We start from the raw sequence: 14,792 nt of genomic DNA, 5'->3' as shown, positions 1-14,792 counted from the left end.
CCGACACCACCGTGACGTCAACAATGTTGTCGGATTACGCGAGGCGGAGCCTCGCTAATCCGACCTACGCGACGTCGTCTATCGCTGCATCGACTCCCATACTTTCTGCAGGCGCTTGGCCGACACCGGCATCGGTGTCCTCAGTTCCTGCGCAAACAGCGACACGCGCAGTTCTTCCAGCATCCAGCGGAAATCGACCAGTTTCGGGTCGGTATTCTTGCCGGCCTGGCGGTCTTTCGCCTGGCGCAGATACGGTGCGGCGGCCGATTGCCATTCGGCCATGAGCTTGGTGTCGCGGGCGGGGTCGGCGCGCAGTTTTTCCAGGCGCACATTGATCGCTTTTAAATAGCGGGGAAAATGCGACAGCTGCGTGTACTCGTTTTCCGTCAGGAAACGCTTGTGCACCAGGCCTTGCAATTGCGCCTGGATATCGGCCGCCGCCGGCGCCGCGATATTCTGCAGGCGCTTGGGCAGGCCATGGTATTCCGTCAGCACTTGCGACAGCAAACGGGCGATTTCATTGACCAGCAAGACCAGGCGCGACTTGCCCTCTGCCTGGCGCTTGGCAAACGAGGCGGCGTCCAGCGGCAGCGGGTCTTGCAGGCAGGCGATGTCGATCGCCTTGTTGATGATCTGTTCGCGCAATTCTTCCTGCGAGCCCAGGGCCATGAACTGCATGCCCATCTGCTGCAGGCCGGGAATGCTTTTCTCGACGAACTTGATCTGCTCCTTCATCTGCAAGGCGAACAGCCGGCGCAGGCCCACCTTGTGCGTGCGCGCGGCAACAGTCGGGTCATCGAACACCTCCAGGTCGCAATGCGTACCCTTGTCGACCAGCGCCGGAAAGCCGATCAGGGTCAGCTTGCCCTGCACGATTTCCAGCAGCTCGGGCAGTTCGCCAAAGGTCCAGCCCGTCAAACCCATATGCTGGGCGACGCTATTGCCCGCTGCAGGTGCAGCCGTACCCTTGGCCGGCGCGCCCCCCTTGGCTGGCGCCGCCTGCGCCTGCGACTGCAAGCGCGCGGCAACCTGGCTGCCGGCCACTTTGGCGCCTGGCGTACCGGTGCCGGAGACTCCCGACACCTCGGCCAGTTTCTGGAAACTCTGGCGCGCCTGGCCGCCGAATTCGGCCTGCAAGGTAGCCAGGTTGCGGCCCATGTCGAGTTGCCGGCCATGCTCGTCGATCACCTTGAAATTCATGAAGTGATGGGCAGGCAGGGTTTCCGGCTTGAAGTCGGTAGTCAGCACATTGATGGTGATCTGGGTGCGGATGTCCAGGATGATGGCGTCTATCAGATCGCCGCGGCCAAACACGCCCGCCTCGTGCACGCGCTCGCAGAATTTGGCTGCGTAATCGGGCAGCGGCACGCAGTGGCGGCGCAGCTTTTGCGGCAGGGATTTGAGCAGCAGATGCACTTTTTCCTTCAGCATGCCCGGCACCAGCCATTCGCAGCGCTCGCGCGGCAGCTGGTTCAGCGCATACAGCGGCACCGATAACGTCACGCCATCGCGCAGGCTGCCCGGCTCGAAGTGATACGTGAGCCCCATTTCCAGGCCCGTCACCGACATGGTTTTCGGGAACAGGTCGGTGGTCACGCCTGCCGCCTCATGGCGCATCAGCTCTTCGCGGTTCAGGTACAACAGCTTCGGATTCTCGCGCGTGGCCTCCTTGTGCCACTTCTCGAAACCGGCGCCATTGCAGATGTCCGCCGGCAGCAGCTGGTCATAAAAGGCGGCGATCAGTTCATCGTCGACCAGCACGTCCAGCCGGCGCGATTTGTGTTCGAGGTTTTCAATGTCCTTGATCAGCTTGTGGTTGTGCGCAAAGAACGGCGCGCGCGTGTCGAAGTCGCCGCCCACCAGCGCGTCGCGAATAAAGATTTCGCGCGCTTCCGGCAGGTTGAAATTGCCGTAATTGATGCGGCGCTGGCTGTACACCACCAGGCCATACAGGGTTGCGCGTTCGGACGCCGTCACCTGCGCCGAACGTTTTTCCCAGCGCGGCTCACCCCACGATTTTTTCAGCAGATGCTCGCCGACTTTTTCCAGCCACTCGGGCTGGATCTGCGCCACGCAGCGCGCATACAATCGCGTGGTGTCGACCAGTTCGGCCGCCATGATCCACTTGCCCGGCTTTTTCAGCAGCGAAGAACCTGGCCAGATATGGAACTTGATGCCGCGCGCGCCCAGGTAACCCGCACCCGGTTCGTCTTCGCCCTTGAAGCCGATATTGCCCAGCAAACCGGTCAACAAGGCCATATGCAGATTGTCGTAGGTGGCCGGTGCTTCGTTCAAACGCCAGCCCTGCTCCTTGACGATGGTCAGCAGCTGCGAATGCACGTCGCGCCATTCGCGCAGGCGCATCTGCGACAGGAAATTGGTACGGCAGTTGTCCTGCAGCTGGCGGTTGGTTTTCTTGTGCTCGATGGCGGACTCGAACCAGCGCCAGATCTTCAGGTAGCTCAAGAACTCCGATTTTTCATCGGCAAACTTCTTGTGCGCTTCATCGGCAGCCTGCTGGTGTTCCATCGGCCGGTCGCGCGGGTCCTGTACCGACAAGGCGGACGCCACGATCAGTACTTCTGTCAGGCAGGCGTTGTCCAGTGCTGCCAGGATCATGCGGCCCACGCGCGGGTCGAGCGGCAGCTTGGCCAGCTTGTTGCCCAACGGCGTCAGTTTATTGACCTCATCGACAGCGCCCAGTTCCTGCAGCAGCTGGTAGCCGTCGGCGATCGCGCGCGCCAGCGGCGGCTCGATGAAGGGGAAGGTTTCCACATCCGTCAGGTGCAATGACTTCATGCGCAGGATGACGGCGGCCAGCGACGAGCGCAGGATTTCCGGCTCGGTGAATTTCGGGCGCAGCAAATAATCCTGCTCTTCGTACAGGCGGATGCAGACGCCATCGGCGACACGGCCGCAACGCCCGGCGCGCTGGTTGGCGGCCGACTGCGCGATCGGTTCGACCTGCAACTGCTCCACTTTATTGCGGTAGCTGTAGCGTTTCACGCGCGCCAGGCCGGCGTCGACCACATAGCGGATGCCGGGCACGGTCAGCGAGGTTTCGGCCACGTTGGTGGCCAGCACGATGCGGCGCGCATTGCTGGTCTTGAACACGCGCTCCTGCTCTTCGGCCGACAGGCGCGCGAACAGCGGCAGGATTTCCACGTGCGGCGGATGGTGCTTGCGCAGTGCTTCGGCGCAGTCGCGGATTTCGCGCTCACCCGGCAAAAACACCAGCACGTCGCCCGAGCCGATGCGGCACAGTTCTTCCACGCCATCGACCACGGCATCCATCAGGTCACGCTTTTCGCGCGCGGCGGCGGTCCTCTGGCCAGGCTTGTCGGCATTTGCGGCACCCGGCATGGCCACCTGTTCGCGCTCGACCGGGCGATAGCGTACTTCGACCTGGTACAGGCGACCCGACACTTCGATCACGGGCGCCGGTTTTTCAGGCGTGCCGAAATGGCGCGCAAAGCGCTCGGCATCGATGGTGGCCGAGGTGATGATGATCTTCAGGTCGGGCCGGCGCGGCAGCAGCTGCTTCAGGTAACCCAGCAGGAAATCGATGTTCAGGCTGCGTTCGTGCGCCTCATCGATGATGATGGTGTCGTAGTTTTTCAGCAGCGGATCGGTCTGCGTTTCGGCCAGCAAGATACCGTCCGTCATCAGCTTGACCGATGCGCCCTTCGTCAGGGTATCGGCAAAGCGCACCTTGAAACCGACGGTAACACCGAGCGGTGTGCCGAGTTCCTGCGCGATGCGCTTGGCGGTCGACGAGGCGGCGATACGGCGCGGCTGGGTGTGGCCGATCAGGCCCTTCTGGCCGCGTCCCAGTTCCAGGCAGATCTTCGGCAGCTGGGTGGTCTTGCCCGAACCCGTTTCACCGGACACGATGATCACCTGGTTTTCCGTCAAGGCCTTGGCGATTTCGGCGCGCCGGCCCGACACCGGCAAATCTTCCGGATAGGTGATCGGTGGCAGCGGGTTGCGGAAGGTTTTTTCGGCCTCGCGCGCGGCGCGGGCGGCGTCACGCTGTTGCTGCTGTTGCTGCTGTTCTTCCGTACGAGGCTTTTGCGGCTTTTGCGGCCGTTGCTGGCTGACGGGCGGACGCTGGCGCGGGGCGCGATCGGGCACATTCGCTGGCACATTTGCAACAGTGGAAGGAGGGGAAGACTTATCGCTGGCTGAAGACATTGTTTTTTACAGGTATTTGAGCGCGCACATCGCGCAGCGAATTATAATGCGCTTAATGGAAAACCCTACCCAATTCGTCCAATGGCTGCGCTCCGTCGCGCCCTACATCCACGCCTTTCGCGGCAAGACCTTCGTGGTCGCCTTCCCCGGTGAACTCGTCAGCGCCGGGGCGCTGCAGGTGCTGGCCCATGATCTTTCACTGCTGCATGCGCTCGATATCAATGTGACCGTGGTCTACGGTTCGCGTCCGCAGGTGGCCGAACAGCTGGCGCTGCGTAACGTCGAAGGCCGCTTTCACAACGGCGTGCGCATTACCGACATCGCCGCGCTCGAGTGCGCGAAGGAAGCGGCTGGCGAATTGCGCCTCGATATCGAGGCCGCTTTCAGCCAGGGCTTGCCGAACACACCGATGTCGAACGCGGCGATCCGTATTATTTCCGGCAACTTCATCACCGCGCGCCCGCTGGGCGTGATCGATGGCGTGGACCTGGAACTGACCGGCATCACGCGCAAGGTCGACGCCGAAACCATCCATTCGATCCTCGGCTCGGACGGCCTGGTGCTGCTGTCGCCGCTGGGCTTTTCGCCGACCGGCGAAGCGTTCAACCTGACCATGGAAGACGTGGCCTGCAGCGCGGCCATCGCCCTGCATGCCGACAAACTGATCTTCATTACCGAAACGCCGATGATGGCAGACGCCACCGGCGTGGAAATTCGCGAGCTGTCGTCGCACCAGGCCGAAGCCGTGCTGATGGCGGGCTTTTTGCCGGACGCCACCGCGTTCTACCTGAAACACTGCGTCAAGGCCTGCCATAACGGCGTGGACCGCTCGCACATCGTGCCGTTCACGATGGACGGCTCGGCCCTGCTGGAATTGTTTACCCACGATGGCGTGGGCACCATGATCAGCCATGAAAACCTGGAAAGCCTGCGCCAGGCCACCATCGAAGACGTCGGCGGCATCATCAAGCTGATCGAACCGATGGAAGCGGACGGCACCCTGGTAAAACGCGGCCGCGAACTGATCGAACGCGAAATCGATTATTTCTCGGTCATCGAACACGATGGCGTGATTTTCGGCTGCGCCGCGCTGTACCCGTTCCCGGCCGAGAAAATGGCGGAAATGGCCTGTTTGATCGTCAACCCCGAAGTGCAGACCCAGGGCGACGGCGAACGTATCCTGAAGCATATGGAAAACCGCGCGCGCGCCGCCGGCCTGACCAAGCTGTTCGTGCTGACCACGCGCACTTCGCACTGGTTCAAGAAACGGGGATTCTTGCCGGCTACCGTCGACGACCTGCCGAAGGACCGCCAGCATATGTATAACTGGCAGCGCAAGTCGCAGGTGCTGATCAAGACCTTGTAATATCAGATGCTGATGGCATCAAGTTAGCGTCTTTTCCACCCCAAAGCAAGATCCGGGGTCGGACCCTGAGGGTCCGACCCCAGCATTTTCGCCGTTCCGGGTTCAATTGCGCATGGCGGCCATTTTTTTATTGGACGACTCTTCCCATCACGGTGGAAAAACCCTCTGCCGAACCGAACACGTGCTCCTTGCCTTGCGCCACCAGGATGGCGTCGGCCAGTTCGCGGAAGGCGCCCTTGCCGCCCTCCTTGACCAGCACGGCGCTGGCGCGCGCCTGCACGTAGACGGGGGCATCGGCCACCGCATACGACAGGCCGCAAGCGGCAAATGCGGGCAGGTCGATGCTGTCGTCGCCGATGCACACGGTCTGATTCACCTCCACGCCAGCTTGCGCCATCAGTTCGCGGCAAGCGCCATGCTTGTCTTTCACTCCAAACTGGTACAGGGTGATGCCCAGGTCTGCCACCCGCTTGCGCAAGGTGGGCGAGTCGCGGCCCGACAAGACAGCCACGCGCACGCCGTTTTCTTCGAGCAGGCGCATGCCCAGGCCGTCGCGCACATGGAAGCGCTTCAGGCATTCGCCGGTGGCGTCATAGTAAATGCCGCCATCGGTCAGCACGCCGTCGACATCGGTAATGACCAGCCTGATATCGGCCAGGGTCGGCAATGTCGCAGGCACTTCGCCGGCCATCAGCGCGCGCACCCGCGCCAGGCATTCGGGCGTATCGACGCCGGGGCCACTGGCTTCCACCTTGAACGCGCGGATGCGCAGGCCGGCCGCCAGCAAGCGCAATTGCTCGAGCTTTTCGGCCTGCTCCAGCATCGCCGCCGGCAAGGCCGAATACGCGGCCAGCACTTCGCGCCGGTACGCATACACGCCCACATGTTTCAGATAACTGGCCTGTTCCTCGTCGCGGCCAAACGGAATCGCGGCGCGGCTGAAATACAGGGCGTCGCCATTGGCCGCCAGCACCACCTTGACCGTATTCGGGTTGCGCGCTTCTTCGGCGCCGATGGCGTGGCACAAGGTGCCGACCTGCACCGCGCTGTCCATCCGCATGCCTTCGGCCAGCAGGGCGATGTCGCCCGGGCGCACCATCGGCTCGTCGCCCTGCAGGTTGATATAGATGTCGGCGTTCACCGTCTGCATCACCTCGGCCAGGCGATCGGTGCCCGATGGATGCTCAGGCGACGTCATCACGCAGCGCCCGCCGAAGCCGCGCACGGCGTCAGCCACGCGCTCATCGTCGGTGGCGACCACCACGGTGTCGACGCCGGGCACTTCCAGCGCCCGTTCGTATACATGCTGCACCATCGGTTTTCCGAGGATCTCAAGCAGCGGTTTGCCGGGCAGGCGCGTGGACGCGTAGCGGGCCGGGATCACGATGGCCAGGCGCGTGTTCAATTTACCGTTTTCCATTAATTGATATTGAGTGCAGGGAAAGATTTCACCAGGTCGTCCAGCGCTTTCAGTTGCGTCAGGAACGGTTCCAGCTTATCGAGCGGCAAGGCGCTAGGGCCATCGCAGCGCGCATTGTCCGGATCAGGGTGCGCTTCCAGGAACAGGCCGGCAATGCCGACGGCCAGGCCGGCGCGGGCCAGGTCGGCTACCTGCTGGCGGCGGCCACCGGAGGCGGCGCCGCCGGGATCGCGCTGCTGCAGGGCGTGCGTAACGTCGAAAATAATCGGAGCATCGTTGCAGGTCTGCTTCATCACGCCAAAGCCCAGCATGTCGACCACCAGGTTGTCGTAGCCCAGGCAAGTGCCGCGGTCGCACAGGATCAGCTGATCATTGCCCGCTTCCTTGAATTTTTCAACGATATTGGCCATCTGGCCAGGGCTCAGGAATTGCGGCTTCTTGATGTTGATCACCTTGCCGGTCTTGGCCAGGGCCACCACCAGGTCGGTCTGGCGCGCCAGGAAGGCGGGAAGTTGCAATACATCGACCACTTCGGCGACCTGCTGGGCCTGCCATGGTTCATGCACGTCGGTAATGATCGGCACGCCAAACGCCGCTTTCACCTCCTGGAAAATGCGCATGCCCTCTTCCAGGCCAGGGCCACGGTACGAGTGGATCGACGAGCGGTTGGCCTTGTCGAAGCTGGCCTTGAAAACATAGGGGATGCCCAGCTTTTGCGTGACGCGCACATATTCTTCGCAGGCGCGCAGGGCGAGATCGCGCGATTCGAGCACGTTGATGCCGCCAAACAGCACAAACTTGCCTTCATTGCTGACGCTGATGTCGTTGACTTTGACCGAGACCATAGGGGATTCCATTCTTGTTGGGCGGGCGGGCCGCGGGGTTGATGCAATACAGGCGCAAGATCGCACTTGCGCGACAACACATCTTACTAGCTGGGGCGGCGCAGATCAAATTTGATCTGGCGCAAGGGCGCGCCACAAGCCGCGTCGCCGGCCAAGCACGGCTGCCGGTAGCGCCGCGCAAAGTGCCTTATAATCACGCTTTATCTTTACACCGATTCAGGAGCACAGATGGCCCGCACTATCCATTGCGTCAAACTCAACAAGGAAGCCGAAGGACTGGACTTCCCGCCGTACCCGGGCGAACTGGGCAAGAAAATTTACGAATCGGTGTCGAAAGAAGCCTGGGCCGCCTGGCTCAAGCACCAGACCATGCTGGTCAATGAAAACCGCTTGAACCTGGCCGACGCGCGCGCCCGCAAATACCTGGCCACGCAGATGGAAAAACATTTCTTCGGTGACGGCGCCGACGCCGCCATGGGCTACGTTCCCCCTACCGAGTAAGTTGTATCCCTGCCCGTGACCACGTCACGGGCAGTTTCACGCCTCCCTAAGCCGTTTCACGGCATCCCGCCTTCGTTTCGTCGCAGTCCGCTCGTCACCGTTACCGCTTGCAGGCAAAGTGTCTCCATCGACAACGACTTTCCAAGGCGGACACCATGCAACAGCTCTTCAGCCACACTCCAACCTACGTCTGGGCCATCCTGGCGTTCCTCGTGTATCGCGGCGTGCTCGCCAGCCGTGCGCGTGAAGTAACCTTGCGCAAGCTGTGCATTATTCCGCTGGTGATGCTGGCGCTGTCGCTGTCCGGCGTGCACGGCAGTTTCGGTTTTGACGGTGTGGCGCCTTACGCCTGGGCGGTCGGCGCGCTGGCTGGCGGTATTCTTGCCTGGTCGATGACCAATCCGCGCAAGCTGACGGCCCATCCTGACCGGGGCACGATGCAACTGGCAGGCAGCTGGCTGCCCTTGATCCTGATGATGAGTATTTTCTGCATGAAGTATGCGGTGGCGGTCAGCTTGGCGATCCATCCAGCCTATGCCCATGCCACCGGTTTCGTGCTGGCGGTTTGCCTGTTGTACGGCGTGTTCAGCGGCATCTTCCTGGGAGGTTTGCTGCGTACGCTGGCAGTGTATCGGACGGCGCAAATGACAAGCGGCCCGCAGGGGGCCGCTGTTTAAGACAACGCTGGCGATCAGTAAGCCAGGGTACGCACGCCTTCAGGCATACCCAGTAAACACACATTCGCGCCGCGCGTGGCGAACAGGCCGACCGCGATCACGCCGACGATCTGGTTGATCTGCTGTTCCAGCGCCACCGGATCAAGAATCTGCAAGCCCAGCACGTCGATGATCTCGCCGCCGTTGTCGGTCAAAAAGGCTTCGTCGCTGCTTGGCTTCAGACGCAGGCGCGGCGTGCCGCCCAGTGCAGCCAGCTGGCGCGAGACGCTGGCACGCGCCATCGGCACCACTTCCACCGGCAGCGGAAACGCGCCCAGGGTGGCGACCAGCTTGGAGCCGTCGGCGATGCAGACAAACTGTTTCGCCACCGACGCGACGATCTTTTCTCGCGTCAGGGCCGCGCCGCCGCCCTTGATCATGGCGCCACTGGCCGTGATTTCATCGGCGCCGTCGATATACACGGCAATTTCGCTGACGTCGTTCAGGTCGAACACGGCGATGCCGTGGCCGGCCAGGCGCGCGGCCGTGGCTTCCGACGAGGCGACCGCGCCCTTGATGCTGTCCTTGATCTTGGCCAGTTCATCGATGAAAAAATTGGCGGTCGAACCGGTACCGACGCCGATGATTTCGCCTTTTACTACGTAATCGATCGCGGTGCGGGCTACGGCTTGTTTCAATTCGTCTTGGGTCATGTCAGAGGTGGGTGAAGTGGGAATGGCGCTATTTTACTGGATCGCCGGGCCGGCAAACATCTGGCCTGGCCGCCATACAACAGCGCGCAGGCCGATAAAGATGCATTTTTTTGCCCTAGAGCAATTCGGATGGCGAATTATCGGTTGCCCAGGCAATCTATGCGAAAATGTCAGATTGACAGAAATAACGCTTCAGGAATAGCAAATGGATCACAGTAAACAGGTACTTGTTGTCGATGACAGCCGGGTTTCACGTTTGATGGCGCATCAGTTCATTCTCAGCAAACATGCCGGCTGGCAGATCACCGAAGCGGCCACCGGCGAAGAAGCGCTGGAGAAAGTCAAGGCGCTGGACCCTTACCTGATATTACTGGACGTCAATATGCCCGGCATGGGCGGCGTGGCCGCCGCCGAGCAGCTGCGCGCCCTGTATCCGCAGACCCATATCTTCCTGGTGACGGCGAATGTGCAAAATGCCATCCGCAACCGCGCCAGTGAGCTGAAAGTCGGTTTCATGGAAAAGCCGATCACGGAAACGCGCATCCACCAGCTGATCGATACGCTGGAAGGCTGAACATGGTCAACCTGTCCGAACTGGAAAACGACGCGCTGGTCGAAATCTTCAATATCGGCGTCGGCCATGCGGCCGCCGCCATGAGCGAGATCGTCAGCGAAGAAGTCACCATGTCGGTGCCCTCGATTACCTTTTTGAACCGCGCCGACGCGGCGGCCTTGCTGGGCAGCAAGCGCGACGGCGACCGCATCTGCGGCGTCAGCCAGCATTACGAGGGAGCGTTCGCCACCGAAGCCATCCTGATGTTTCCCGAAGATAAAAGCCTGGAAATCGTGCGCCTGATGGTGGGCGACGCGGTGCCGCTGCAGGAACTGACGGAAATGGAACAGGAGGCGATGAGCGAAATCGGCAACATCATCCTCAATTCCTGCGTGGGGACCCTGGCCAACCTGTTCGACAGCGAACTGCACGGCTCGCTGCCCGTCTACCACGTGGGCACCAGCACGGAAATCCTGTCCGTCTTCGGCGACCAGGCCGACGACGTGGTGCTGATGCTGCATATCGACTTCGTGCTGGCCAAGCACCAGATCCACGGCTATGTTGCCTTTGTGCTGGACCTGTCCGCCTTGCACGACCTGAAGGAACAGGTCAACCGCTACCTGGCCAAGGTCTTCGGAACGGCGTGAGCACCATACCCAACACCTTGCAGCGCTTGACGCTGCTCGAAAGCATTATCGGCGCCGTCAACCTGGGCGCCATCGTGCTCGACGAGAACCGCAGCATCGTGCTGTGGAACCGCTGGCTGGAGCGCCATTCCGGATGGAAAGCCGCTACCGTGCTGGGCCGCGATTTCTTCGACGTATTCCCGGAACTGCAGCACAAGCGCATCGAGTCGGCCATTACCCAGGCCCTGCGCGACAATTTCCAGTCGCTGCTGTCGCAGTCGCTGCACAAGGCGCCATTCCCGCTGTACCAGCAGGCGGCAATGGCCAGCGACACACGCGAGCGCATGCAGCAGGCGGTGGCCGTCACGCCCATCAGCCTGCCCGGCTTGCAGCGCCATTGCCTGATCCAGATTACCGACGTCACCATCGCCGTGGGCCGTGAAAAATTGCTGCGCGAGCAGACCATGGTGTTGCGCTCGCAAACCTTTTCGGACGGCCTGACGGGCGTGGCCAACCGGCGCCATTTCGACGTGGCGATCGACAAGGAAATGCGGCGCGCCAAGCGCAGCGGCAACCCATTGTCGCTGCTGATGATCGATATCGACCGTTTCAAGGACTATAACGACCAGTACGGCCACCAGCAGGGCGACACCTGTTTGAAACAGGTGGCCGGCGCGCTGGCCACCATGCTCAACCGTTCCGGCGACGTGCTGGCCCGCTACGGCGGCGAAGAGTTTGCCGCCATCCTGCCCGACACCGAAGCGGCCAAGGCGCTGGGCCTGGCCGAGGCGATCCGCAAGGGCGTGCGCGCGCTGGCGATCGAAAACGGCCAGCAAGATGGCGCGCCGCGCTACATTACCGTCAGCATCGGCGTGGCCACCCAGAGTGGCGCCGCGCCGCTCGACATCGACCAGCTGATCGGCGCGGCCGACCGTGCGCTGTACCAGGCCAAGGATGGCGGACGCAACCGCGTCGCCAGCAATGGCGCCGTGCCGCTGGCTTCACAGCCCGCCGCCCCGGGCCACGCCGCCATCTGATCATCACGTCCCGGCCACCCAGAGCGTGGTTGGGGCCCATGGAGGCGTGTTTCATGCCGGCCGCTATTGCAGGCGGTATCGCTTTGCCATATTCTGATGCTCCTTGCCTTGCGGCGCTTCCCCGAAGTGCGTCCATCCATGTCAACGCTCCGTCACGCCATCGATCTCCTGCGCAGCTGCCTGTCCCTGCAGCGCTTGCGCGTGGCAGGCCTGGCCGCGCTGGCCGAATTCGCGCTGTTCACGCTGACTTGGGAAGACCCGCTGTGGCTGCTGGCGATGCTGATTTTCCCCACCGCGCTGATGGCCTTGCTGGCCTACGGCCTTTGCGAACACTGGCCACGCCAGCTGCCAGACGCCCTGCCACGCTGGGTGTTGCAGGTGCTGGCCGTGGCACTGGCCATCGTGCTGATGCTGCTTGCCTTCTACCTGCTCATGACCAGGCCCGGCGCGCCACCGTTCTGGCAGGTACCGGTGCGGCTGCAGAGCTTCATGGCGATCACTTTCCTGGGCTTGTTGCTGGGGTCATGGACCGCGATGGCGGCCCTGCTGCGCCAGCGCGACGCCAGCGTGCGCGAGGCGGAACGCCGGCGCGGCGAACTGGAACGTCAGGCGCGCGATGCGCGCATGGCCCTGCTGCGGGCCCAGGTCCAGCCGCATTTCCTGTTCAATACGCTGGCCAGTGTGCAAGCGCTGGTCGATACCGGCTCACACCACGCGGCGCCGGTGCTGGCGCATCTGGTGACGTATCTGCGGGCGGCGGTACCGCGCCTGGACGAAGCGGCCACCCGACTGGAGCAGGAACTGGACATGGCGCGTGCCTACCTGGTGCTGATGCAGATGCGCATGCCCGACCGGCTGCAGTTCGGGTTCGATATTGCGCCCGGATGCGAACAGCTGCAGTGTCCGCCCATGACCGTCATGAGCCTGGTCGAGAACGCGGTGCGCCATGGCATCGATCCCGGCCTGCAAGGCGGACGCATCGATGTGCGCATCAGCCAGGCCCACGGGCGCTGCCATATCGAGGTCCGTGATACGGGCGTCGGCCTGCAAGCGGACAGCCCGGGCCTGGGTACGGGACTGGCCAGCCTGCGCGAGCGCCTGGCGCTGATGTTTGGCAACGATGCGGCCTTGCGCATCAGCGAACCGGCACCGCACGGATTTTGCATCAACATTGAGTGCCCGGCATGGTCATGACCCTCACCGCGCTGATTGCCGACGATGAGCCCTTGCTGCGCGAGAGCCTGCGGCGCCAACTGGCGATATGCTGGCCGGAGCTGGCCGTGGTGGCTGAAGCGCGCAACGGACCGGAGGCGCTTGATCTGTTCGAGCGCCACCAGCCCACGGTCTGCTTTCTCGACGTGCATATGCCTGGCCTGTCCGGGGTCGAAGTGGCCAGCCAGATCGGCCGCCGCGCCCATCTGGTATTCGTCACTGCTTACGATCAATATGCGGTGCAGGCCTTCGAGCGCGGCGCGCTCGACTATCTGGTCAAGCCGGTACAACTGGTCCGCCTGGCCGGCACTGTGACGCGCTTGCGCGAGCGCCTGGCTGCGTCGCCGCCAAACGCGGCCAGCGAGGCGCTGCTGCGGCAACTGGCACAGCACCTGCAAACCGCACAGGTAACAGTCCCAGCAGCAGCGCCGCTACGCTGGTTGCGCGCCTCGGTAGGATCGGCAGTGCGACTGATTCCTGTCGACGATGTCGACTATATGAAATCCGACGACAAGTACACGCTGGTGGCCTGGCGCGACGGTGGCAAACCTGCAGAAGCGCTGCTGCGCCAGACTCTCAAGGAATTGCTGCTGCAGCTCGATGCGCAGCAGTTCCAGCAGATCCACCGCGCCGTGGTGGTCAACCTGCACGCCATCCGCCAGGTCGTGCGTGGCGCTAACGAGACGGCTGAAGTGAGCCTGAAACACCGGCCGGAAGTACTGCCCGTCAGCCGCCCCTTTCTGCATTTGTTCAAGCCGGAATAGCTGCGCCATTCATCGCTTCCCGGCGTGCCCCGGCCCCCTGTGCGCGTGACCCGTCGGATCGGCCTTGCCGGAACGTCATCACGTGCCGACACTAGGCACATCTTTCCACTTCAGACAAGGTGACACGATGTATCTCAATCATTCCACAGCCCTGCTGCCAGGCCGCTGGCTGGGACTCGGCCTGCTGCTCAGTTTTGGCTTGGGTATCTGGTCAAATTTCCAGCTCCAGCAGCAGGTATTTGCCGCTCCAGGCTTCCTGCTGCGTGCGGCCGGCATGCCATTGCAGGTCGGGATGATCGCCATGACCGGGCTGGTCACGGCCGTGATCGCGCTCGTCATCGGGGCGGCTCTGCGCGGCCTGTACGGAACACAGCAACCATTGCTGACGCGCTGCCATGTGGCGATGCTGGCGGCCAGCCTGGCGACCACCCTGTTCGAAGGCACGCTGGTGCTGGCCATGCGCAGCCTGAGCGAGGCCTTTCTCGCATCGGGTGCGGACAGCACGGCTTACGAACCGGCGCGTGCCGTGCTGCGCGGGCTGCGCGATGGCGTGCATTTTGCCGACAAACTGCTGGGCGGGATCTGCGTCGTCTTGATGTATCTACTGCTGTACCGCGCCCGGGCCATTCCGCGCCTGCTGGCCGCAGCCGGCATGCTGGCCGGCATATTGCAATGGATCGCCGTGGCACGCGGACTGTTTGGCCTGGAGGTAGTGCATGTGCTGCTGGTTCCGCTGGGCCTGGCCTATCCGCTGACTGGCCTGTGGCTGCTGGCGCGGGGCCTGGAGGTGCGGCCAGCTTCTGCGGCGATTTCAGGCCGAGCGTGAAGTGCCGCACGCGCACCTGGCCGCCGATATGGTCAACTGCAAGCCTGTCTCGGCATTTGCCGGTCACCACCACGGGAGC

At 62.7% G+C, this 14,792-nt stretch carries 13 protein-coding genes; 9 read left to right on the top strand and 4 right to left on the bottom strand.

The features are described from left to right. Window positions 1-78: 78 nt before the first annotated feature. Window positions 79-4,194, bottom strand: coding sequence for an ATP-dependent RNA helicase HrpA (hrpA, locus tag AC0Z42_RS12765; RefSeq protein ID WP_485468588.1), 4,116 nt, complete (start codon window positions 4,192-4,194; stop codon window positions 79-81). A 55-nt stretch (window positions 4,195-4,249) separates the two neighbouring features. Between hrpA and argA the strand changes: the two genes are divergently transcribed. Next, entirely contained in the window at window positions 4,250-5,560 is a 1,311-nt protein-coding gene (argA, locus tag AC0Z42_RS12760) for an amino-acid N-acetyltransferase (RefSeq protein WP_065310349.1), read from the top strand. A 127-nt stretch (window positions 5,561-5,687) separates the two neighbouring features. Here argA and kdsB read toward each other — a convergent pair whose 3' ends face one another. Next, the gene (gene kdsB / locus AC0Z42_RS12755; protein ID WP_485468587.1) at window positions 5,688-6,965 is read right to left on the bottom strand and encodes a 3-deoxy-manno-octulosonate cytidylyltransferase; all 1,278 of its coding nucleotides are present in this window, start codon (window positions 6,963-6,965) and stop codon (window positions 5,688-5,690) included. 14 nt (window positions 6,966-6,979) lie between these two features. Then, window positions 6,980-7,825, bottom strand: coding sequence for a 3-deoxy-8-phosphooctulonate synthase (gene kdsA, locus AC0Z42_RS12750; RefSeq protein WP_485468586.1), 846 nt, complete (start codon window positions 7,823-7,825; stop codon window positions 6,980-6,982). 228 nt (window positions 7,826-8,053) lie between these two features. Here kdsA and AC0Z42_RS12745 point away from each other — a divergent pair, with 228 nt between their 5' ends. Continuing rightward, window positions 8,054-8,326, top strand: a complete 273-nt coding sequence (locus tag AC0Z42_RS12745; RefSeq protein WP_065310347.1) for an oxidative damage protection protein — start codon at window positions 8,054-8,056, stop codon at window positions 8,324-8,326. 155 nt (window positions 8,327-8,481) lie between these two features. Beyond that, window positions 8,482-9,003, top strand: a complete 522-nt coding sequence (locus tag AC0Z42_RS12740) for a DUF6622 family protein (protein WP_485468585.1) — start codon at window positions 8,482-8,484, stop codon at window positions 9,001-9,003. A gap of 14 nt (window positions 9,004-9,017) precedes the next feature. Here the strand turns inward: AC0Z42_RS12740 and rpiA are convergent, their stop codons facing one another. Beyond that, window positions 9,018-9,695, bottom strand: a complete 678-nt coding sequence (gene rpiA, locus AC0Z42_RS12735; RefSeq protein ID WP_485468584.1) for a ribose-5-phosphate isomerase RpiA — start codon at window positions 9,693-9,695, stop codon at window positions 9,018-9,020. Between the two features lie 205 nt (window positions 9,696-9,900). Here rpiA and AC0Z42_RS12730 point away from each other — a divergent pair, with 205 nt between their 5' ends. The 6 genes from AC0Z42_RS12730 to AC0Z42_RS12705 all read left to right on the top strand — a co-directional run bounded on the left by AC0Z42_RS12730 (window position 9,901) and on the right by AC0Z42_RS12705 (window position 14,713). Then, on the top strand, window positions 9,901-10,269 hold the full coding sequence (locus AC0Z42_RS12730; protein WP_485468583.1) for a response regulator: 369 nt from the start codon (window positions 9,901-9,903) through the stop codon (window positions 10,267-10,269). 2 nt (window positions 10,270-10,271) lie between these two features. Further along, window positions 10,272-10,895, top strand: coding sequence for a chemotaxis protein CheC (locus AC0Z42_RS12725; protein ID WP_485468582.1), 624 nt, complete (start codon window positions 10,272-10,274; stop codon window positions 10,893-10,895). After that, the gene (locus tag AC0Z42_RS12720) at window positions 10,892-11,911 is read left to right on the top strand and encodes a diguanylate cyclase (RefSeq protein WP_485468581.1); all 1,020 of its coding nucleotides are present in this window, start codon (window positions 10,892-10,894) and stop codon (window positions 11,909-11,911) included. The genes AC0Z42_RS12725 and AC0Z42_RS12720 overlap by 4 nt, the downstream gene beginning before the upstream one ends. 138 nt (window positions 11,912-12,049) lie before the next feature. Next, on the top strand, window positions 12,050-13,105 hold the full coding sequence (locus AC0Z42_RS12715; RefSeq protein ID WP_485468580.1) for a sensor histidine kinase: 1,056 nt from the start codon (window positions 12,050-12,052) through the stop codon (window positions 13,103-13,105). Beyond that, window positions 13,102-13,887, top strand: a complete 786-nt coding sequence (locus AC0Z42_RS12710; protein ID WP_485468579.1) for a LytR/AlgR family response regulator transcription factor — start codon at window positions 13,102-13,104, stop codon at window positions 13,885-13,887. The genes AC0Z42_RS12715 and AC0Z42_RS12710 overlap by 4 nt, the downstream gene beginning before the upstream one ends. A 127-nt stretch (window positions 13,888-14,014) precedes the next feature. Further along, on the top strand, window positions 14,015-14,713 hold the full coding sequence (locus AC0Z42_RS12705) for a DUF4386 family protein (protein ID WP_485468578.1): 699 nt from the start codon (window positions 14,015-14,017) through the stop codon (window positions 14,711-14,713). Window positions 14,714-14,792: the final 79 nt, after the last annotated feature.

Source organism: Janthinobacterium sp. 1L-D-8-B-C4 (assembly GCF_057291295.1).
This window is presented reverse-complemented; position numbering and strand designations above follow the sequence as displayed.